This window comes from Caballeronia sp. BCC1704 (genome assembly GCF_902833455.1).
In the GTDB taxonomy this organism is placed as follows: Bacteria; Pseudomonadota; Gammaproteobacteria; order Burkholderiales; family Burkholderiaceae; genus Caballeronia.
On sequence record NZ_CADFFT010000005.1, the window covers coordinates 373,612 to 394,068 of the forward strand.

At 64.5% G+C, this 20,457-nt stretch carries 22 protein-coding genes; 14 read left to right on the forward strand and 8 right to left on the reverse strand.

The annotated features are described in order from the left end of the window. Complete coding sequence (gene cyoA, locus HWX53_RS24755) at positions 1-885, reverse strand: ubiquinol oxidase subunit II (RefSeq protein ID WP_175945820.1); 885 nt, start codon at positions 883-885, stop codon at positions 1-3. Between cyoA and HWX53_RS24760 the strand changes: the two genes are divergently transcribed. The 6 genes from HWX53_RS24760 to HWX53_RS24785 all read left to right on the forward strand — a co-directional run bounded on the left by HWX53_RS24760 (position 852) and on the right by HWX53_RS24785 (position 4,871). Then, positions 852-1,190, forward strand: a complete 339-nt coding sequence (locus HWX53_RS24760; protein ID WP_175945821.1) for a hypothetical protein — start codon at positions 852-854, stop codon at positions 1,188-1,190. The two genes, cyoA and HWX53_RS24760, sit on opposite strands and share 34 nt — an antisense overlap. 107 nt (positions 1,191-1,297) lie before the next feature. Then, positions 1,298-2,041, forward strand: coding sequence for a hypothetical protein (locus HWX53_RS24765; RefSeq protein WP_175945822.1), 744 nt, complete (start codon positions 1,298-1,300; stop codon positions 2,039-2,041). Positions 2,042-2,299: 258 nt separating this feature from the next. Then, positions 2,300-2,527 carry a hypothetical protein gene (locus HWX53_RS24770; RefSeq protein ID WP_175945824.1) on the forward strand — a complete coding sequence of 76 codons (228 nt, stop codon included), beginning with the start codon at positions 2,300-2,302 and terminating at the stop codon, positions 2,525-2,527. A gap of 210 nt (positions 2,528-2,737) precedes the next feature. Further along, positions 2,738-3,946 (forward strand): nitronate monooxygenase family protein, encoded by a 1,209-nt coding sequence (locus tag HWX53_RS24775; protein ID WP_175945826.1) that lies wholly within the window; start codon positions 2,738-2,740, stop codon positions 3,944-3,946. Positions 3,947-4,086: 140 nt separating this feature from the next. Next, positions 4,087-4,308, forward strand: coding sequence for a DUF3079 domain-containing protein (locus tag HWX53_RS24780; protein WP_175945827.1), 222 nt, complete (start codon positions 4,087-4,089; stop codon positions 4,306-4,308). 131 nt (positions 4,309-4,439) lie between these two features. Next, a complete protein-coding gene (locus HWX53_RS24785) occupies positions 4,440-4,871 on the forward strand; it encodes a hypothetical protein (protein WP_175945829.1) in 432 nt (143 codons plus the stop codon). A gap of 26 nt (positions 4,872-4,897) precedes the next feature. On the opposite strand, the gene HWX53_RS24790 is transcribed toward HWX53_RS24785, so the two are convergent. The 6 genes from HWX53_RS24790 to HWX53_RS24815 form a co-directional block, all read right to left on the reverse strand. After that, on the reverse strand, positions 4,898-5,200 hold the full coding sequence (locus HWX53_RS24790) for a hypothetical protein (protein ID WP_175945831.1): 303 nt from the start codon (positions 5,198-5,200) through the stop codon (positions 4,898-4,900). A 102-nt stretch (positions 5,201-5,302) separates the two neighbouring features. Further along, on the reverse strand, positions 5,303-6,286 hold the full coding sequence (locus HWX53_RS24795) for a spore coat protein U domain-containing protein (RefSeq protein ID WP_175945833.1): 984 nt from the start codon (positions 6,284-6,286) through the stop codon (positions 5,303-5,305). A gap of 44 nt (positions 6,287-6,330) precedes the next feature. Further along, on the reverse strand, positions 6,331-8,688 hold the full coding sequence (locus tag HWX53_RS24800) for a fimbria/pilus outer membrane usher protein (RefSeq protein ID WP_244140258.1): 2,358 nt from the start codon (positions 8,686-8,688) through the stop codon (positions 6,331-6,333). Positions 8,689-8,772: 84 nt separating this feature from the next. Further along, positions 8,773-9,498, reverse strand: coding sequence for a molecular chaperone (locus HWX53_RS24805; protein ID WP_175945836.1), 726 nt, complete (start codon positions 9,496-9,498; stop codon positions 8,773-8,775). Positions 9,499-9,611: 113 nt separating this feature from the next. Continuing rightward, the gene (locus tag HWX53_RS24810; RefSeq protein WP_175945838.1) at positions 9,612-10,118 is read right to left on the reverse strand and encodes a spore coat U domain-containing protein; all 507 of its coding nucleotides are present in this window, start codon (positions 10,116-10,118) and stop codon (positions 9,612-9,614) included. Between the two features lie 229 nt (positions 10,119-10,347). Then, the gene (locus tag HWX53_RS24815; RefSeq protein ID WP_175945840.1) at positions 10,348-10,626 is read right to left on the reverse strand and encodes a hypothetical protein; all 279 of its coding nucleotides are present in this window, start codon (positions 10,624-10,626) and stop codon (positions 10,348-10,350) included. A 435-nt stretch (positions 10,627-11,061) separates the two neighbouring features. Here HWX53_RS24815 and HWX53_RS24820 point away from each other — a divergent pair, with 435 nt between their 5' ends. Both HWX53_RS24820 and HWX53_RS24825 read left to right on the forward strand, forming a co-directional pair. Next, the gene (locus HWX53_RS24820) at positions 11,062-12,120 is read left to right on the forward strand and encodes an NAD(P)-dependent alcohol dehydrogenase (RefSeq protein WP_175945842.1); all 1,059 of its coding nucleotides are present in this window, start codon (positions 11,062-11,064) and stop codon (positions 12,118-12,120) included. A gap of 14 nt (positions 12,121-12,134) precedes the next feature. Beyond that, positions 12,135-12,953, forward strand: coding sequence for an AraC family transcriptional regulator (locus tag HWX53_RS24825; RefSeq protein WP_175945844.1), 819 nt, complete (start codon positions 12,135-12,137; stop codon positions 12,951-12,953). Between the two features lie 6 nt (positions 12,954-12,959). On the opposite strand, the gene HWX53_RS24830 is transcribed toward HWX53_RS24825, so the two are convergent. Further along, positions 12,960-13,394 carry a DUF2000 domain-containing protein gene (locus tag HWX53_RS24830; protein WP_175945846.1) on the reverse strand — a complete coding sequence of 145 codons (435 nt, stop codon included), beginning with the start codon at positions 13,392-13,394 and terminating at the stop codon, positions 12,960-12,962. 194 nt (positions 13,395-13,588) lie between these two features. Here HWX53_RS24830 and HWX53_RS24835 point away from each other — a divergent pair, with 194 nt between their 5' ends. The 6 genes from HWX53_RS24835 to HWX53_RS24860 all read left to right on the forward strand — a co-directional run bounded on the left by HWX53_RS24835 (position 13,589) and on the right by HWX53_RS24860 (position 20,426). Further along, on the forward strand, positions 13,589-14,929 hold the full coding sequence (locus HWX53_RS24835) for a hypothetical protein (RefSeq protein ID WP_175945848.1): 1,341 nt from the start codon (positions 13,589-13,591) through the stop codon (positions 14,927-14,929). Positions 14,930-15,072: 143 nt separating this feature from the next. Continuing rightward, on the forward strand, positions 15,073-15,420 hold the full coding sequence (locus HWX53_RS24840) for a hypothetical protein (RefSeq protein ID WP_175945850.1): 348 nt from the start codon (positions 15,073-15,075) through the stop codon (positions 15,418-15,420). A gap of 38 nt (positions 15,421-15,458) precedes the next feature. Beyond that, complete coding sequence (locus tag HWX53_RS24845) at positions 15,459-16,124, forward strand: MarC family protein (RefSeq protein WP_175945852.1); 666 nt, start codon at positions 15,459-15,461, stop codon at positions 16,122-16,124. A 98-nt stretch (positions 16,125-16,222) separates the two neighbouring features. Further along, positions 16,223-17,968 carry an L-arabinonate dehydratase gene (gene araD, locus HWX53_RS24850; protein WP_244140259.1) on the forward strand — a complete coding sequence of 582 codons (1,746 nt, stop codon included), beginning with the start codon at positions 16,223-16,225 and terminating at the stop codon, positions 17,966-17,968. A gap of 16 nt (positions 17,969-17,984) precedes the next feature. Continuing rightward, positions 17,985-18,719 carry a ribonuclease activity regulator RraA gene (locus tag HWX53_RS24855; RefSeq protein ID WP_175945856.1) on the forward strand — a complete coding sequence of 245 codons (735 nt, stop codon included), beginning with the start codon at positions 17,985-17,987 and terminating at the stop codon, positions 18,717-18,719. A gap of 435 nt (positions 18,720-19,154) precedes the next feature. Further along, the gene (locus HWX53_RS24860; RefSeq protein WP_175946210.1) at positions 19,155-20,426 is read left to right on the forward strand and encodes an MFS transporter; all 1,272 of its coding nucleotides are present in this window, start codon (positions 19,155-19,157) and stop codon (positions 20,424-20,426) included. The last annotated feature ends 31 nt before the right edge of the window (positions 20,427-20,457 follow it).

The following is a 20,457-nucleotide window of genomic DNA, read 5'->3' on the forward strand; positions in this document are numbered from 1 at the left end:
TTACCCCTTGGTTACGCAATTCGTGCCAACGGTGACATTCCCGTTGTTGTACTTGCCGACGATGTTGTTGAAGAGCTTGGGATCGACGGTCGAGAAATAGCGGACCGCGACTTCTTCGCTCGGACGCGCGACGCCCGCGTAGACGTTCATGTCGAGTGCTTCGGGCGCGGTCTTGACCTTCTTGACCCACGAATCGAAGTCGGCCTGCGAGAGGGCGAGCGCGCGGAATTTCATGTCGGAAAAGCCCGCGCCGCTGTAGTTCGCCGAGATGCCCGCGTAGTCGCCGGCGTGGTCGGCTTGCAGGTTCAGACGCGTCTGCATGCCCGCCATCGCGTAGATCTGACTGCCGAGCTGCGGGATGAAAAACGAGTTCATCACGGAGTCCGACGTAATGCGGAAGTTGACCGGCGTGCCGACCGGGAACGCGACCTGATTGACGGACGCGATGCCGAGATCCGGATAGACGAAGAGCCATTTCCAGTCGAGCGCGACGACTTCCACGTTGATCGGCTTGACTTCCGACTGAAGCGGCTTGTACGGGTCGAGCTCGTGGGTGGTCTTCCACGTCAGGGTGCCGAGAAACAGGATGATGGCCGCGGGAATCGCCCATACGACGACCTCGATGGCCGTGGAGTGCGTCCATTTCGGCGCGTACGTGGCGTTCTGGTTGGACGCGCGATAGCGCCAGGCGAAGATCAGGGTGAGCAGAATCACCGGAACGACGACGAGAAGCATCGTGAAAGTCGCGGTGGCGATGAGCGAGCTTTCCGCCGCGCCGATCACGCCTTTCGAATCGAGCACCTCGAGATTGCATCCCGATAAACAGACACTGGCCAACAAACCCGATAACAATGGCGCTGCTAAACGGTGAGTATTTTCATTCATTGCATTCGCTGGTTTTTTGGATCGAAGCGTCCTGGGAAGAACGCCGTTTCACGGCGTTGCGCCGCGACGCGATCATGCCACGCGAGATTTATCGCGATGTTGCGAATCTATGGAATTTGGTCGTAAAACGCGGCGTTGCGACGCTGTGTCGCGCGGGCTATGCCTTTCGAATGAGCGCGCTCTTGCCATGCTTCGAAGCGTGGCCGCGCGAGAGCGGAACCCGCCATTTTGCCGATACTGCCCGACGCTGGCGAGCGTTATGCGCGTGCCATAACGAATGCATCAAAATTTGGCATGTCGAATGATATTTCTTGTCAAATGGTGTAACGCGTGGCATCGGCGGGAACGTAAGCCGTCAAAATGCGAGGCTCGAATCGCAGGCGCACGTTGGCCCATGAGCCGATGCCACAACATGAACAAGAAACTCATTCTCCTTGCCGCCAGTCTCTTCGCGCCGATGCTCGCGCACGCCGGTTGCGAGGACATGATGCAGACGTGGGCAAACACGCTGCATCCCGAAAAGACGCTCGATAGCGCGCTCAGCGTTTGCGAGGCGTGGCCCGCGAGCCCCGCGTTGACGCTCGCGGCGCTTGCGTTCTCCGGCGACGGCACACAGTCGAAGGAAAACGCGAACGACCTCGAGGTGCTCGTCGCCGATACCGCGACCGGCGAGATCGTGGCGCATGTATATGAGCCAAGTGCGATCAGGCAGCGCGCAGGCGCGTCGGCCGATATCGCGCTCGACACCGCGCCTTATCAAGTCGCGCCGACGCAGCGCGCGTTCGGCGTGCGCATGAGTTCCGACGGATCGTCTGGGCCCAAGCCACATGGCGAGACATCGCTGAGTCTCTACGCATTCGACGGCCAGACGCTGCGCCCCGTGCTCGACCGACTGACGATCTCGCAGGCGAGCGGCGAATGGGACACGCATTGCGCCGGCTGGTACGACTCCACCACGCGTACGCTTTCGACGGGGGCGCCCGGCGCCGAGGGCTATGCTTCGCTGAAGATCGCCGAGATGACGGTGCATAGTGTGTCGCGCATCGCCAAAGGCGTGTGCGTCAATAAAAACGGCGCGCCGAAGCGAAAGAACTTTACGCTCGCCTATCGCGACGGGCGCTACGCTGTGCCGAAGGAATCGCAAATTAAGGGCTGATGCAAAGTGTAGTGCCTCGTTGCTTTCTATGCGGTCTGTGGTAAGGGCAGTTCGTTACGAGCGACGCATTGCGCCAATACCTTGCTGATCTCCCGTGCTGACATTCCAAGCTCATGCCCTGATTGACGTTCGTGTTCGAATTACGTCTACGTTCTGGAATCGGCGATCGCGGACGAGCACCGCGAATCGATGTGACGATCGTCAATGAAAGCAAATGCAGGCTGCTTGTCGACGCCAATGGTCAGGGCTACGATCTTGATGACATCGGCAGATTCGTGGCGTGCCGCTGTCGTCATGCCGACGGTGTCGAAGGACGTCGACGAGTTGACCGTCGCACTGCGCGAAGGCGCATGCGGCTATTTGCCGAAGAACATCGAAGCGGAGGCGCTTTGCGTGGCCCTTCGAAAGGCGGCGGGCGAACCGGTTATCGCCGATGACATCACCGCGAAAGCTCGTCGCAAGCACGCGGCGGCCCGGCGACGCTAGCGGAAGCCGGGCACGAGCCACTGACGTCCTCGCTGGCTAAGAGCGCCGTGAAGATCCACGTGCGAAAGATCTTGCGCAAGCTCAACTGCACGAGTCGCGTCCGGGTCGCGCTCTATGCCGCGGGACACGACGCCGACCGATCGGACGCAGCGACCGCGAAAACTTAGCGGCGCATCGACGGCTCTTGCCAACCTATCAGGCAGTCAGATCATGAATCGAAATCAAGCTGGAATCCAAACTTCTCCGAGCGCGGGAAAGAGCGCGTTCGCGCCGCTCGTCATTCGCGGGCGCAGCGTGCTGCCGATCGTGCAGGGCGGCATGGGCGTCGGCATTTCGGCGCACCGACTCGCGGGCAGCGTGGCGCGAGAAGGCGCGGTCGGCACCATCGCGAGCATCGATCTGCGTCACCATCACGCCGATCTGCTCGACATGTGCCGCGCCGATCCGTCGCGCGAAACGCTGGAGCGGGCGAATCTGACCGCGCTCGAGCGCGAGATTCGCGGCGCGCGTGAACTGTCGGAAGGTCGCGGCATGATCGCCGTGAACGTGATGAAAGCGGTCAGCGCCCACGCCGACTACGTGCGCGTGGCGTGCGAAGCGCGCGCCGATGCGATCGTGATGGGCGCGGGCTTGCCGCTCGATTTGCCCGATCTCACGCAAGGCTGCGATATCGCGCTGATCCCGATTCTGTCCGACAGCCGCGGCGTCGCGCTCGTGCTGAAGAAGTGGATGAAGAAGGGACGCTTGCCGGATGCCATCGTGATCGAACATCCGGCGCATGCCGGCGGACACCTCGGCGTGAACGACGTCTCCGACATGGACAACGAGCGCTTCGGGTTCGCGCGCGTGCTCGCGGACCTGGAGACCGTCTTCGCGTCGCTCGGGCTGGCGCGTGCGGACGTGCCGGTGATCGTCGCGGGCGGCATCAACAGCCACGAAGCCGTGCGCACATGGCTCGCGGCCGGCGCCAACGGCGTCCAGATCGGCACGCCGTTCGCGGTGACGGAGGAAGGTGACGCGCATCCCGAATTCAAGCGCGTGCTCGCGCAGGCGACGCCGGACGATATTGTCGAGTTCGTCAGCGTGACCGGCCTGCCTGCGAGAGCCGTGAAGACGCCGTGGCTCATGCGCTACTTGCGCAACGAAGAGCGCATCCGCACGAAGATCGGCGCACGGAAGCAGACCTGTCCGACGGCGCTCGAATGCCTGAGCGCGTGCGGATTGCGCGACGGCATCGAGAAGTTCGGACACTTCTGCATCGACACGCGGCTCGCGGCGGCGCTGCGCGGCGATGTGGGCAACGGCTTATTCTTCCGGGGGCGCGAGAAGTTGCCGTTCGGCGCGGCGATCCGCAGTGTGCGGGATCTCATCGAACTATTGCTCACCGGCAGCACGCAGGCGGCGGTCGCGGCTTGTTGACTAAGCAACGCGCGGCGTTCGTGAGAAACATGACGAAGCCGCCATTCGTGAACGTTCGAACTCGTTCTGTTGGCCGGCAGTCGGGCGCGTCGTAGCCTCTTTGAAGGTGCCAGCCGCATCGGACCGAGGATCAGGAAGACATGGCAAAGCGATTTCCCCTTCGTCCGAAGCACCCGGAACGCAATTGCTGGGGCCGCGACCATTACTGCGGAGCGAATGCCCTGCTTCGCGGAAATGGATGGAGCCGCACGCAGCATCCGGCGGAGTTGCTGGGCGAAAACTGGTACACGTTCGGCGACTGCGGGCTTGACGTAGTGGACGAGTCGACCTCCACCACGTCGGCCGCGACGAAGACGCGCTAACGCCTGAATCATCCCGGGAACGCGAAACGCAGTGATCCTCGAGCCTCACGTCGAATTCGGCCTTCTCCTAAACGCCGACCGTTACGGCGTGCCTAGAATTTGGGCAACTCACACCACGCGTTGCCACCGTCATGCCCACGAAGCTCGAATTCGACACCCCGGAAGGCCGGCTGTCGCTGTCCATCGATGATGTTCAATTCATGGCCTACGACGCCGGCGACGCCACGTTGCGTTCGATGCGTCAATTCATCGAACGCATGCGGGCGATGGGGCTCGGTCAGATCGCCGAATCGCACGCAAGGTTAATCGCGCAGAACAAGCTTCATGTGATCGAGCTTCGGGAAGCACGTCATGACGCCGAAGCGCTCCTCGCGTGCGGCGCAATTGGCGAGGCTATTGAAGACCGAATCACGCCTCGAATCGAAATGCTTCGCGAGGACATTGCGCAGACGCATGCGCAACTGCGCGCGAGCGTCGAACGGCTGGCCGCGCTGTCGGCAGCTTGCCATGAGGCGTTGCAGCAAATTCCCGGATATCGGCCGCCCAGCCGCCTGCGCGACTAATCGGCGACGCCACGCCGCGCGCGAATTCACCCGCCCGAATACCTGCGCAACAGCGCGCTAACATCGATGCGCTGCCCTTGCAGCAACAGCAGCCGCGCGTGCAAGACAAGATTCTCGATGACAAGCAGCGCCGTGGTGAGCATGTAAGTGACGTTCACATCGCCGGCATTGAGCCCGCTCGCCTGCAGGCTGCGATGCCTTTCCAGAAGCGATGTCAAGACAAGACCGCGCAGTTCCGGCTCGCCGAACGGCAGGTCGCCGTAATCGACGGGATCTTCGCGTTCCAATTCCTCGAGCAGCCCTGTCAATTCGCTGATGGTCACTTCCATGGCGTCTCCGGCGAGCGGTTGCGTGGATGGCGGACAGCGTCTTGATGATGCCACGTCGCAAGAAAATGCGGTGGCGGCCGCAACAGGCGCTGCTCTTCGCGCTCAAAAGCTGACTGTCGCTGTGATCGTGTCTGAGTAGGTGCCGGCCGGCTTCGATGGTTGAGCCGGCACCTGACCGTAGACAACAAACGATTGCGACGAGCCGACGCCCGTCCCCGTGTTCGTCGTCGTGCCGTTGGTGCCATCGCCCCACGGCTGAGTGCGGGCCGCGTCGGTGTATAGCTGGTAGTCGACCGTCGCGGCGCCCGATTGAAGCCCTAGCTTGCGCATTGCGACGGTGCCGCCGGCTGTCGTGCCGCCGTCCAGTGCGACGGTGTACGGGGCGCCCGAGACGCACGTCACTTGCACGGTGCTCGTCGCCTGAAGCGGCTGGTTCAGCAGACTCGCCGCGGGAAAGGCGAGCGGCGCCGCGACGATGTTGCAGTCCGCGACGACGTTCGCGGAGAGCGTGAAGCTCGTTCTCCCGCTAGGACTGATGAAGCTGGTGCAACTGGGCGGCGTGCCCGTGTATCCCGAGTAGGCGAAGAGCGTGTCGTTGGTCGTGAATGTCAGCGTATAGCTGCCGACAATGGCCGAAAGCTGATTCGCGTCGACGCGGCCATACATCGTCACATTGGTGGATGCGCTTCCCGCAGTCACGGGCAAATCCAGCTGGACGAGCGGCGGCGATCCCGACGAATAGTACGAGCCCCATGCCGTTTGATGCGACGCGTCGGAATAGATGTTCGCTGTCAGCTTGTTGCTCGACGGTCCGCTCAAAGAGCGCTGCGTGAACGTGGTACCTGCAGGCGCGCCGAGGCTCAGGCACAGCCTCACGGTCGCCGTCGAAAAGCCGGTGCAACTGACGCCGAGCGTTCCTGCCGCGTCGGCGGGCACACCGCTGATCGTACTCACCGCGCCGAAGCTGATGTTGCTCGTGGTGAACGTACAGCTTTGCGACCACGCGATACGCGGCAGCACCGCCAACAGCAACGCGCAGAGCGCTAGTCGCCTCCAGTCGAGCGTCCGTCTCGCGGCATCATGCATAGCGTGCGTCCTTGGGATCGAGATTCGGCATAGGCCACGGCGCGTCACGGTTTTCTCGTCGCGCGGCACGCGATCGGACCGAGCTGCGGCATCGTCCGTGCCGTCGATGGATCGAAGGCCACGTCGGCCGCGCAGTCGATGCTCTTGCCGTGGATGGTAACCGCGTTCATCGCGGACAACTGTTCGAAGAAGGCGACACCGTCATAACCGACGACTGCCGACGCGCCCGTGTCCGTCACCGTCGCGATGCTGCCGGGCGGGATTGCATTGCCATTGGCATCGACGAAACTCACCGACGCGCCTCGATAACGGCTCAAGCCGAAGCGCGCCAGCACGCCGGCACGCCGCTCGGGCGCGACATCCATTTGTGTCTTGTCGATCATCGTGTCGGCCGGTAAAGCAAGCGGGTCGATGGCGAGCTGATTGCGCTGATACGACAACAGGTCCGGCACGAGCAGGTAACCGTCGCGGTTGGTCACGCCGACCACGCGGTTCTCCTGCAACACAGGCACACGGGCGACGCCGTCTGTCGAGACGAGCGCGAAGCCGTCGCCAAGCGAGCGCGAGGCCAGAACGGTGCCGTCCATCGCCACGATCGCGCCCGCTGCTTGCAACGTGCTCGTCGTGGTGCCATTGAAACGCTGCGCCGTCGCCTGGAAGTCGCCGAAGCTCGCGCGGTAATTCGCGCCGGCAAAGGCATGCCGGTAATCCGCGCCCGCGCCGCCCTGCACCGCCCAGCCCCATCCGCCGGTGAAGTCGGCCGGGCGCGACGCGCTGACATCGGCTGTCGTATGGCCGCCGGATTGCGAAACGGTCGCGCTCGCGGACGCATTGCCGCCCAGACTCAGCGTCAGACCGATCGATCCGCCATAGACCTTGGTCTGCAGGAAGTCGCGAAAGACACTCGCGAAAAGCGACCAGCGCGCGCCGAGCTGGGCGTTATAGGCGAGCGTGACGACGCGCGCATGGCCCGAGAACGTATCCTTCGAGTCGATATAGCTGACGCTCGCCGACTGCGTGCGAAAGAGCGCCACGGACGCGGTCGCCTGATAGAGGTGTTCGAAGGTCGATGCGCCGCCGAGCGACGCGATGTCGCGATAGCCGCTCGTCGCGCGCGTGCCTTGCAGGTTCACCGAGAAGCGCGGGCCGATATATTGATAGCCGAGACTCGCGAGCGCGCCCGACTCGCCGTTCCCGTTGCTGCCCGCCACCGCGGCGCTTAATGTGCCCCGGTTGCCCAAAGCCAGGACCGCGCCGCCGCCGCCGTTGCGCAGATCCTTTGCCGCTTCCGCGTGCGCCTGAAGCGTAAGGCTGTCGCTCATTCCGTAGTTGAAGGTGCCGCTGAATACGGGCGACGAGTCGTACGACCAGGATCGCAGCGTGTAGTCGTTGCGAAGGAAACCGAACTCGACGGAGTAGTCGAAGAGGCCCTTCGCGAGCAGGCGCGTGTCCACATAAAGGGGCACGCTCGTGGTCACGCGCCGGCCCAGCGCGTCGGTGACGACGACCTGCGCGACGCCCGCGCCCGTCAGGCTCGGCGCCTGCGCGATCTGAAACGGACCCGGCGCCACGTCGCCGCTGTATTGCCGCAGCCCGTTGATGTACAGATCCACCGCTGAGGGCACGGCGGCGGAGCCCGTGAACATCGGCAGCGGGAACGTGATGAGGTCGGGACGAAGCGCGAAGTCGCGCCGAATCTGAATGCCCCCGAAGCGAACTGAACGCGACCAGGCCAGCGATCCGGAGATGGCGTCGCCTACCGTCAGCGAGAAGAGCTTCGTGGCGTCGGTGTACGTCCAGTTCGTGTCGAGGCGCGTATAGCGGTTGAGATCGGTGCCGTTCAGGTACGTGCCCGTGTTGTCGAACACGCCGAACGGCGAAAACAACCGCTGCTCGCTCCAGACGCCGAACTGATCGCCATGCACTTCGCCCGACGAGCGTTGATACGTCGCATCGTAATTGAGGACGAAGCCGGTGCCCGGCGTCGCCTTCGGCACGGCGGGCAAGCGGTAGCCAATTTGTTGAGCGATCTGCCGGTCTTTGGCGACTTCGAGCACGGCTTGCTGAGTGCGTGCCACGTAGGTCGCGTGCACGCCCGGTATCGACGCAAGCGCGACCCAGCCATCCGCGCCGGGCTTGACGTCATCCACGCGAATGCCCGCGTTGACCAGCGACTGCGGCTCCGCGTAGAGCTCGCCGCCGCGCAATTCGAAGCTCGAAGGTTCGCCCTGGCTCGTCCCATTGACGACGATTTCGAGCACCAGCGATTCTGTCGCCGGCGCAGCCAGAGGAGCGGCTCGCGAAGGCGTGCTGCCGGTGAGACTCGGTAACGCGGCCGGACTGCCGCCTGTTATATCGACCTGCGCGACGGCCGATTGCCCGATGACCGACAGTGCGAACACGACGCGGATTCGGCGGCATCGCCGGCTCAGTCGTGTTCGACGTTTGTCGCGCGCGGCGCTCACGGCGCGGCCCGAAGCGGCGAGTCAGCGCGAACCGCTGCCGACTAGCGGCGCCTTCACGCCGTTGCCGTTTACCGTGGCGGTCACGTCGCCGCTTCGTCCGTGCAGTTGCCCAGCGACGCTTGTCAGCGGCCATGAGCGCGTACGGCCGGGCAGCACGTAGCCTAGCAATCCGGCCGCGACGGGCACACTGGCCCCGGAGACCGTGAGCGAGACCGCGCTCAAGCGCGCGTGCGTCTGTCCGGTGTTGGATACGCGAAGAAAGGGCTGCCCGCTCTTCTCGACAATCGACCAATGCAAGTCGGGCGGCGTAGCCTCGCCCGCTGGCGCAACGAAAAGCGGCACCGAATATCGGAAACGAAACTGCACGCCGTTGCGTCCGCTGCTGCCTTCCGGCGGCAGTTCGTCGATCAACAGCCTGTATGAGCGCTCGCGTTCCGGAGCGGCGCGGTCGGCGCGAATCACGCGGATGACTTGCTGGCCGCCCGCAGGGATTTCGGCGATGGGAGGACTGGCGAGCAGGTCGCGCGTCGGACTGAGGCGGTCCTCTTCGTCGGCCTGGTCCCAATCGAATGCGCGCACTTGAGCGTGAATGGCGACGTCGCTGTCGTTGCGCAGATTGAGCACCTTACCGGCTTCCGTGGCGTCCAGTGCAATGGAAACCGGCGAAATCTGTAACGATGCCGCCTGCGCCGACGTGACCTGAAACATTGGAAAGACGAGCAAGGCGAGAGCAAGCAGTCGACGCATGAGTCGCCTCCTTTTAGGGCGTCCGGTCTCGCCTCATCTGATATAACGCGCGCTGCACAAGCGCAAGCGCCTCGCATGAGCGAGGCGCCTGAAACATCTACAACCGGTGTCGATCAGAACACGACCGTGGCCGTGACGGTGGACGTGTACGTGTCCGCGGCGGGCGTCGCTTGTGCCGGGACGCGGCCGAAGACGGAGATTGTCTGCGCGCTGCCATTGCCGACGCCGGAAACCGTGTCGCTGCCGACCGTTTGGCCCCAGATCTGCGTGTGCGCCGAGTCGCGGAAGAGGTTGTATTGCACGGTGCCCGTGTTCGCCGCGTTCTTGAGCGTGCGGGCGGGGATAGTCGATCCGGCCGGGCTGCCGGCGTCGAGCGCGACGTTGTACGGCGTGCCGACCGTGCAGGTCACGGCGAGGTTCGTCGACTGATCGATGTTGCTCGCAATGACGCCCGTGGACCCGAAGTTGAGCGGATTGGCGGCGATGGAGCAGTCGTCCTGGATGGTCAGCGTCACCTGGAAGGTCGCCGTCTTGCTGGCTGCAAAGAGACTGGGCGACACGCCAAACGCTGTGCTGGCGATCAATGCAACGACTGCGGCTTTCTTGAACACGCTTTTCATGCTGACTCTCTCTAGTGGAAGACGATGGAAAACTGTGCTGTCCGGTCTTCGCGATTCCGAACAGCTTCGACGGACACACAGATTAGTGAGAGAGAACTTCAGAATGAATGAGACGGCTCCTAAATTGAGATGGGGCACGGCGGCGCCACGGATCACGTTTGCCTTTCCGTGACGCGCGCTTCAACGAGTTACAAGCAAGGCGGCGCGGCTTCGGCGCATGCGGGCCGCTTCAATGCGCCACCGCCATGGCCTTTTCCAACGCCGCGATGCCGAACCGCTGCATGATGAAGCTTTGCAGCACCAGGTAGAGGTCCGACTCGCGCGGCCGCGTGCCCCATCGGCTATTGCCGGCGACCGACGCAACCGTGAACCACGAATGCGGCGGAAACAGTTCGACGCGCAGCACGTCGCGCTCCAGAATCCGCAGCCGTCCCGTGTCCGGGTGGAACTCGGCGCTGACTGCGCCGGTCGGCAAATTGATGCTCACCGTCATGGCATTCGCTTTCATCGTGGTCCTCCTCGTGTCGCGTGTGTCGCGTGTGTTAGGCCGGCCGCGTGCATGGCGTCCGGCTCTCTCTCTCGATCGTAGGACGCACATGACGAGCGCCACTGTCTTGCGCCGCTCGCAAGGCGCCGTATTGGCTCCCACGCAACGGCGAAATCCGACGCGCCAGCGCCGCGAAATCGCCCTGACTACCGCGGACTCCACCGTCTCAGCAAAAATATTCCGATAGGCATACAGTAACGAGGCTGCGCGCCGCCGCCGAAGTATCGGCGGGATCGGCAAGAACGGAGCAGCGGCTCGGCAGCACGGCGGCGAGCGTTCGCTGCCACACATAAAAAGCCCGCGCGACCCGTGCGCACACGTCTTTTCAGCCGCGCCTTCCCACCGCGTGAAGGCGCCGGCACCCTGTCCACGCATCAAGATCAAGAGGAAGCGACCATGTTCAAAGCCTATTCCTATGCAGCGTCCGCAGCCGACAAGCCGCTCGGCCCGCTCGAGATTCAACGCCGCGATGTCGGCCCGAACGACGTGCGTATCGACATCCTCTTCTGCGGCGTCTGCCATTCCGATCTGCACATGGCGCGCAACGAATGGGGCGGCACCAACTATCCGGTCGTGCCGGGGCACGAGATCGTCGGGCGCGTGACGGAAGTCGGCTCGGACGTGACGAAGTTCAAGGCGGGCGATCTCGCGGGCGTCGGCTGCATGGTGGACTCGTGTCGCGTCTGCGAGGCGTGCAAGGAAGGTCTGGAGCAGTATTGCGAAAGCCCGGAGAGCTTCGTGCAAACCTACAACTCGCCGGACAAGAAGTCGGGCGGCGTGACGTACGGCGGCTATTCGACGTCCATCGTCGTCGATGAAGCCTTCACGCTGCGCGTTCCCGAGAATCTCGAACTGGCCGCGGTCGCGCCGCTTCTGTGCGCGGGCATCACCACGTACTCGCCGCTGCGTCACTGGGGCGTGAAGCAAGGCGATAAGGTCGGCATCGTCGGTCTGGGCGGCCTCGGCCACATGGGCGTGAAGCTGGCTGCCGCGATGGGCGCGCATGTCGTGCTCTTCACAACGTCGCCGAGCAAGATCGAGGATGCGAAGCGTCTGGGCGCGCATGACGTCGTCGTGTCGAAGGACCCGGACCAGATGGCCAAGCACGCCAACAGCTTCGACTTCATCCTGAACACGGTGGCCGCTTCGCACGATCTCGACCAGTTCATCACGCTGCTCAAGCGTGACGGCACCATGACGCTCGTGGGCGTGCCGGAGCATCCGCATCCGTCGCCGTCGGTCATCAACATGATTTTCAAGCGCCGGTCGCTGGCGGGCTCGCTCATCGGCGGCATCGCGGAGACGCAGGAAATGCTCGATTTCTGCGGCAAGCACGGCATCACGTCCGATATTGAGATGATCCGCATGGACGAGATCAACACCGCCTACGAGCGCATGTTGAAGAGCGACGTGAAGTACCGCTTCGTGATCGACATGTCGACGATCGAGCGGTAACCGAGCGCCGGCGAATGTCCACGAACGCCCGTCCCACGTCCGACACGCAGATCTGGCACGCGCCCGATCTCGGCGCGGAACTGCTGCGCGGGCGTTTCGCGGACTTCGCCTACGACGTTCACGCGCACGATACCGCCTGCTTCGCGCTGCTCACGGGCGGCGCGATTCGCATCCGCATGCGCGGCACCGAGTTCGTCGCGCGGCGCGGCGATCTGTACGCCATCGACGCCGACGAGCCGCACGCCGGCTGGCCCGTCGACGGCGGCGGCTGGACGCAGCGCACGCTGTACGTGGACGTCGCGCATCTGCTCGGGTTGACCGGCGAGAAGCGCGCGGGCGGGCTCATTGGCCCGATCATCCGCGATCCGGTGTTGAGCATGGCGCTTCAGGACGTGCATCGGTCGTCGGAAGTGCGCGGTTCGTCGCTGTATCGCGACGAGCGGTATCTCTCGTTCGCGGCGCGGCTCGCGCAACGTCACATGAAGCAGACCACCGCGCCGCGCGAGACGAGCGAGCCGCGCGCCATTGTCACGGCGCGGCGCTTTCTCGAAGATCGTCTCGCCGACCCGCTGCGTCTGCACGAAATCGCGGCGGCGGCCGACCTGCCGCCGTATCGCCTGTTTCGCGCGTTCAGTCGCGAAACCGGCATGACGCCGCACGAATACCAGCGGCAGGCGCGCGTGCGCCGCGCGATGGCGCTCATCCGGCGCGGCAATGCGCTCTCCGATATCGCCGCCGAAACCGGCTTCGCCGATCAGGCGCACTTGACGCGCACGTTTCGCCGCATGCTCGGCGTGACGCCCGGCGCGTACAAGGCGGCGACGCGCGGCTGACGCGCATCACTTCAACAGGCCGAGGTTCGCGACGGCCTTGCTCACCGGCTTTCTGTCGCCGATCAGCGCGACGCCCACATAACGCAGCGCGTCGGTGACGACGGTAGCGACAGCGTCGCGGAAGGCGGCGTAGTCCGTCGTCTGCTGGCCCTGCTCGGGGAACGCGACGACATCGCAATCGGCCGCGAGCGCCTTGCCGCGAATCGTCGCGAGTTCGTCCTGGCTGGCCGCCAGCACCGCGATGCCGACCGGAATCAGCCCCGGATGCGCCACGCCGGACGCATCGACGAGCGGTTCGCCGACGAGCGCCGGGTGCCGCTGCCCGATGGTCAACGCGAGCACCGCCGCCGCGTTCGCGGCTTTGCCCGCGGGCAGCGCGCGGTCCACCACGATCACGCAGCGTTGCGCTCGCGCGCTGGTTTCTGTCGTCTCGCTTGTCATAGAAATTCCCCTTCGGTTGGCAGAAAGCGAAATTGTCGCGGCGCGCGCGCGCGGCGTCTTGAATCCTGTTGCACGCGCGGACGATACGAGTCAGCGCCACGTCACGCAGCATGAAACAAAGTGTCCAGCCGCTTGCCCGAGCCCTGAATGCGAACGCAGAATCGGTGATTGCCTGTATCCCTTATCGAGCTTTCATGACGACCCGAGTCATCAGTTTCTTCGCGAGCCGGGACGCGCACGCGTCGTTCGAGAACCATCGGCGCTATTGCGCGCATCGCGGGTACGCGCAGGAGTTCGTCGATGCGAGCGGCATCGGCTGGACGCATCTGCGCATGCTGCTGAAGTTCCAGACGCTCTTGCGCGCGCTGCGCGCCGCTGCCGACGGCGACTTTGTGCTGCTGCTCACGCAGGACTGCCTGATCGTGAGCGATATCGCCTGCGAAACGCTGATGGCCGACGCTGAGCGCGACGCGCTGATCGTCTCGATGGGCGACGCCCAAGGCGATGCCGTGATCGGCGCGTTCCAGCTTTGGCGCAGTACGCCTGCGTCCCGCGCGCTTGCCGAACGCCTGTGCGCGGGCGCGCGCTTCGGCGGCGCGCTCGCGAGCGAATCGGCGCTCTTGCGCATGACGGCGCCACTCGGCTACATGACGCAGATCGACGGCGCGCATGCCGTCGTGCCCGCCGCGTGGCATATCGATCCGATGTGGGCGCGGCTGCGCGTCTTCGCCATCGCGCTCGCCGACATTCCGGACGCGCCGCCGAACGAGCCCGTCCACGCCGATCTGCGCGATCTTTTTGCCACGCACATCAATGCGTGTCAGGCAAAGGGCGAGGCATATCTGACGCTGCCGGCTTCAGATATCGCGGAGGACGCGTACGAGGCGCTGCGCCCGGATTCGCGCATCGCGCTTGCCATGCTCTACACGCCGAACATTCGCGCGTACGGCGCTATCGCCGAGCGCAATCTGCGGCGCTACTGCGCGCGCCACGGTTATGCGCTGCATCTTTATCGCGATATCCCGCCCGAATCACCGCACGGCGCGAGCGGCAACTGGCTGAAGCCGTGGGTGCTGCGCCGTCATTTGCCTCAGCACGAATGGGTGTTCTGGATCGACGCGGACGTGCTCGTGCTCGATCAGTCGATGCCGCTCGAACGTCTGCTTGACCACCGCGACCGTCTGATCGCGATGGACATGAGCTGGCAGTTCAACTCGGGCATCATGGGCTTTCGGCGCACGCAGGCGAACTTCGACGTGCTGGGCGAAGTGGAGCAGGCGATCGGCGGCGTGACGGACAAGTCGTCGACGTACGCGAGCGGCGGCGATCAGGACACGTTCATTCGAGTGCTCACGCGTCACGGCATGGCAGGCGATGCGGAACTGGTCGACTGCATCACGCTGAACACGCCTTATCAGCTTCAGCGCGCGGACAGTTTCATGGTCCACTACATGCACATGTGGCCGTCGCTGCGCGCGCTCGCCATGCATCACGGCGACCTCGCCAGTCAAATGCTGACCGAGCGCCGCGCGTAGCGGCGGACGGCGTTTGCCGCGACGCAATATGCTGAAATGCCACGAGAACCTAGTCGTTACCGCATTGCAGAGGCCGAGGCCGACACCGTGCGGGCGCATCCGGTGAAGTAAAATGCCAGCCTCCTTCCTTTATACGGCGACGCATGTTGCGCAAGGCCTGGCGCGGAGAAGAACGTTTCTGGAAAGTCTGGTGGCTACTCGGCCTGCCCATCCATCTCGCATGGTGGGCGGTGTACCTGTACCTCTGGGGCAGCGCCGTTGCTCCCGAAGCGTTTTTGCTAATTACCATCTGGTTCTGGCCCGGCACGCTGGGCCTGTTCGCCGCGTGCGGCGCGCTTTATCTCGCGTGGTGCACGGCGGCATGGCGCTGCTCGGGTAACGTCGACCGGCGCATGTGGACGTACGTGGCGCGCGTGCTGATCGGCGTGGGGCTCGGCTCGTTTCTGACGGAGTGCGCGCTCATTCTGACCGCGCCGCTCGTGTCCGGCTGAGGACGGACAACCGAATCGACATCCAGAACCTATCGAGCATGTTCAACGAATTCGTCAAGACCGTGCTCGTGATCGTCGCCGGGCTCTTTCCGATCATCAATCCGCCCGCGGTCGCGCTCGTCGTGTTGAGCATGCTGCCGCATATCAGCGATGCCGAGCGGCAGGAGCTCGCCCGGCGCATTTCGTTGAACAGCTTCGTGATTCTGCTGGTGTCGCTGTCAGTGGGCGCGTACGTGCTCAACTTCTTCGGCATCTCCATCCCGGTGCTGCGCGTGGCGGGCGGCATCGTGGTCTCGATGGCGGGCTGGAGCCTCCTTCAGGCTCCCGACGAAGACGCCTCCGCCGAGCCCACGCCCACGCCACGCAGCGGCGCGTCGCTGCGCGCGAAGGCGTTTTATCCGCTGACGCTCCCCATCACCGTCGGACCGGGCTCGATTGCGGTGGCCATCGCGCTCGGGACCGGCTCGCCGCGCCACGGCTTGCAGCCGGTTCATATCGTCGGCGTGACGGTCGGGCTTCTGCTGCTGTGCGCGAGCATCTACGTCTGCGTGCGCTTCGCCGGCTATCTGGAACGGTTGCTCGGCACCGCCGGCACGCAGGTCGCCATGCGGCTTTTCGCGTTCGTCATCTTCTGCATCGGCGTGCAGATTCTCTGGCTCGGGCTTTCCGAATTGCTCGGCTCCGTGCATCTTGTGAGCAGATAGGCCTCTGCTGTTCGTAAAAACCCCAAGCGACGGTCGTCGATGATAACGCTACCATCGCGGGCATTGAAATGGTAACGCTACCATCAAGGAGACATCGCTTGACCTACGATCCCACGAAACGCAAGACGCCCGAGGAACTGCGCAGCCATCGCTGGTACGGCGTGAACGACCTGCGCTCGTTCGGGCACCGCTCGCGCACCGCACAGATGGGCTATCACTCGTCCGATTACATGGGCAAGCCGGTCATCGCCGTGGTCAATACGTGGAGCGAGATCAACTCGTGCCACACGCACTTCAAGCAGCGCGTCGAGGAAGTGAAGCGCGGCATCTGGCAGGCGGGCGGCTTTCCGGTGGAAATGCCCGTGATGACGCTCGCGGAGCCGTTCCAAAAGCCGACGACCATGCTCTATCGCAACTTCCTCGCGATGGAAGTGGAAGAACTGCTGCGCTCGTATCCGTTCGACGGCTCCGTGCTGATGGGCGGCTGCGACAAGACCACGCCCGGCCTGTTGATGGGCGCGATCAGCATGGACTTGCCCGCCATCTATCTTCCCGCCGGCCCGATGCTGCGCGGCGACTGGAACGGGCGCACGCTGGGCAGCGGGTCGGACACGTGGAAATACTGGGCGGAATTGCGCGCGGGCAAGATCACTGAGGACGAGTGGAAGGGCGTCGAAAGCGGCATCGCGCGCTCGCCGGGCCATTGCATGACGATGGGCACCGCCTCCACGATGACGAGCGCCACCGAAGCGCTCGGCCTCACGCTGCCCGGCTTTGCGTCGATTCCCGCCGTTGACTCGCGGCATGCGCAGTATGCGTCGCTCACCGGGCAGCGCATCGTCGAGATGGTGTGGACCGATCTCAAGCCGTCCGACATCCTCACGCCGAAGTCGTTCGACAACGCCGTGACCACGGTGCTCGCGATGTCCGGCTCGACGAACGCGATCGTGCATCTGGTGGCGGTCGCGCGCCGCGCGGGCGTGCCGCTCACGACCGCGCGCTTCGACGAACTGTCGCGCGTGACGCCGGTTATCGGCAATCTGCGGCCGGCCGGGAAGTATCTGATGGAAGACTTCTTCTACGCCGGAGGCCTGCGCGCGCTGCTCGCCGAACTCGGTGATTTGATCGACGGTTCGCAACTAACGGTCAATGGCGCAACGCTCGGTGAAAACATCGCGGGCGCCGAAATTTTCAATGACGACGTGATTCGCCGGCTTAGCAATCCGCTCGTGCCAAACGACGGCCTCGCCGTGCTCACCGGCAACCTCGCGCCCGATGGCGCCGTCATCAAGCCGGCGGCGATGGAAGCGCATCTGCTGAAGCATCGCGGGCCGGCGGTCGTGTTCAAGGACTACGGCGACATGGCCGCGCGCATCGACGACGAAGCCCTCGATATCACCGCCGATTCCGTGATCGTCCTTCAGCACGCGGGACCGGTCGGCGCGCCGGGCATGCCGGAGTGGGGCCAGTTGCCGATTCCGCAGAAGCTGTTGAAGCAAGGCGTGCGCGACATGGTCCGCATCTCGGACGCGCGCATGAGCGGCACGAGCTACGGCGCGTGCGTGCTGCATGTGGCGCCGGAATCGTTCGTCGGCGGGCCGCTCGCGCTGGTGAAGGACGGCGACATCGTCGAACTGGACGTGCCCGCGCGCCGCCTGCATCTCGACGTCAGCGAGGAAGAACTCGCCGCGCGAAAAGCCGCCTGGACGCCGCCGAAGCGCCCGTTCGAGCGCGGCTTCGGCGTGATGCATCAACTGCACGTGACGCAGGCGAACAAGGGCTGCGACTTCGATTTCCTCGAAGAGAAGACGGCCGCGCACGGCGGCGAGCCGGAAATCCACTAATCACGATACCCACACCATGACGACACAAGACATCGCCATTTCCGACGAAACGCTCGATTCGCTGCGCCACGTCAGCACCGCGACGCTCACGACGCAACTCTTCAAGCGCGGCCTGCGCAACGTGTTCCTGCAAGGCGTCGCGCCGCTCGTGAAGCCCGCGAAGGGCGCGACGAATCTCGTCGGTCCGGCCTTCACGCTGCGCAACATCCCGGCGCGCGAAGATATCGATCACGTCGGCGTGTTTCAGGACCCGGATCATCCGCAGCGCAAGGCGGTCGAGAGCGCGCCGCCGGGCAGCGTGCTCGTGCAGGATTGCCGCGGCGATCGCACGGTGGCATCGACCGGTTCCATTCTCACGACGCGCCTGAAGGTGCGCGGCGTCGCGGGCATGGTGTCGGACGGTTGCGTGCGCGACAGCGGCACCATCGGCGAAATCGGGCTGCCGCTTTTCTGCGCGGGCGCGAGCGCGCCGCTCAATCTGGCGAAGCATCACGCCGTCGACATGAACGTGCCGATCGCGTGCGGCGGCGTGGCCGTGTATCCGGGCGATATCGTCGTCGGCGATGTCGATGGCGTCGTGATCGTGCCGCGTCACATGGCCGAGCAGGTCGCGAAGGATGCCGCCGAGCAGGAATTGCTCGAAGAGTTCGTGACGACGCGCGTGGAAGCGGGCGCGCTCTTGCGCGGCACGTATCCGCCGAATGAGGAAACGCTCGCGGCGTATGCCGAATGGCGTAAGACGCGGGCGTAGCAGGCGTGAGTTTGTTGGCAGCATGCGTGTCCGAACCCGCGCCGAGCGGCGTGGGTGGCGGATCGCGTCGCATCTGACGGCGCAACCGGCCAGCGCCCGGCGCGGCGTGAAGGTGTGCGGTGGAGCGCAAACGGCACGCGACAGCCTTGCAGTGCGCTGCAGTCACGCACTAAAGCGCGCCGCTCAGCCGACCGCCCGGCTTCGGGCCTGCCATTGAACAATGCAACTCGCTATCGATGAGCCTGCACCGGACTCGGCCGCTGCGCACGGAACCGCTAGAAGCTGGAGCGCCAACCGCAGCGCACACCGAAGCGCCAACCGAAGCCCCGACAGCCCCGCCCTGGAGACACCGTGAACACCCGATCGCCGCTTTCCCGCAACGCGCCGTTGACCGTCGACGAGCCGCGTCTCATCAACCGCCTCGCATGGCGGTTGATGCCGCTCGTCGGCCTGCTGTATCTCGTCGCGTATATCGACCGCTCGAACATCGGCTTTGCGAAGCTGCAGATGCTCGGCAGCCTGGGCATCTCCGAAGTGGCGTACGGGCTCGGCGCGTCGCTGTTTTTCATCGGCTATCTGATCTTCGAGATTCCGAGCAACGTGCTGCTGCACAAGTACGGCGCGCCGCGCTGGATCGCACGGATCATGCTGACGTGGGGCGTCGTCACCATCCTGCTCGCGTTCACCACGAACGCGACCATGTTCTACATCCTGCGGTTCTTGCTCGGCGCGTCGGAGGCGGGGCTGTATCCCGGCGTCATCTATTACCTGACGCTGTGGTTTCCGCAGCGGCATCGCGTGCGCATGCTCGGGTATTTCACGCTCGGCAGCAGCATCGGCAACATGGTCGGCGCGCCGATCTGCGGCTACCTGCTCGACAAGGCGTGGTTCGGCCTGCAAGGCTGGCAGCTGGTGTTCATCGTGACGGGCGTGCCGTCGGTGCTGCTCACGGTGGTCGTGCTCTTGTGGCTGCCGGCATCGCCGAAAAAAGCGCGCTTTCTCTCCGACGACGAAAAAAGCTGGCTCGACGCCACGCTCGAAACCGAACGCCAACAGGCGAAAAAAGCCGAAACGAGCCACGCGAATGTCATGCGCGTGCTGACCGAGCCGCGCGTGATCGGCATGGCGCTCTACTACATGATGCTGTCGATGTCCGTCTATGGCGTCAGCTACTGGCTGCCGACGCTGGTGAAGGGCTTCGGCGTGTCGAACACGACCAACGGCCTGCTCAACATCGTGCCGTGGCTCGCGGCGACCGTCGTGCTGGCGTGGGTGCCCGCGAAGCTGCGCGCGGCGAACGGCTCCGACCGCCGCACGACCATGGCGATGCTGACGGCCGCACTGCTCGGCGTCGTCTTCTTCCTCGCGAGCGTGTTCCTGCCGACCAACACGCTGCGCTTTATCGCGCTATGCCTCGGCGCGCCGTGCATGTACTTGCTGCTGCCATGCTTCTGGACGATTCCGCCGAAGTTCCTCACCGGCGCGCGCGCGGCGGCGGGCATCGCGGCGATCAATTCGCTCGGCAATGTCGGCGGGTTCATCGCGCAGAATCTCGTGCCGTGGGTGCGGCAGACGAGTGGCAGCGTGAAGGCGCCGATGCTGATTCCGGCTGCGTGCCTGATGATTTTCGCCGTCGTGACGATGCTGCTGATGCGGCGCGGGAACACACGCGGCGACGCGGCCGTCGATGCGCCCGTGAAGGCCTAAAATGGCGCGCTTTCTCCGATCCGCCTCTGAT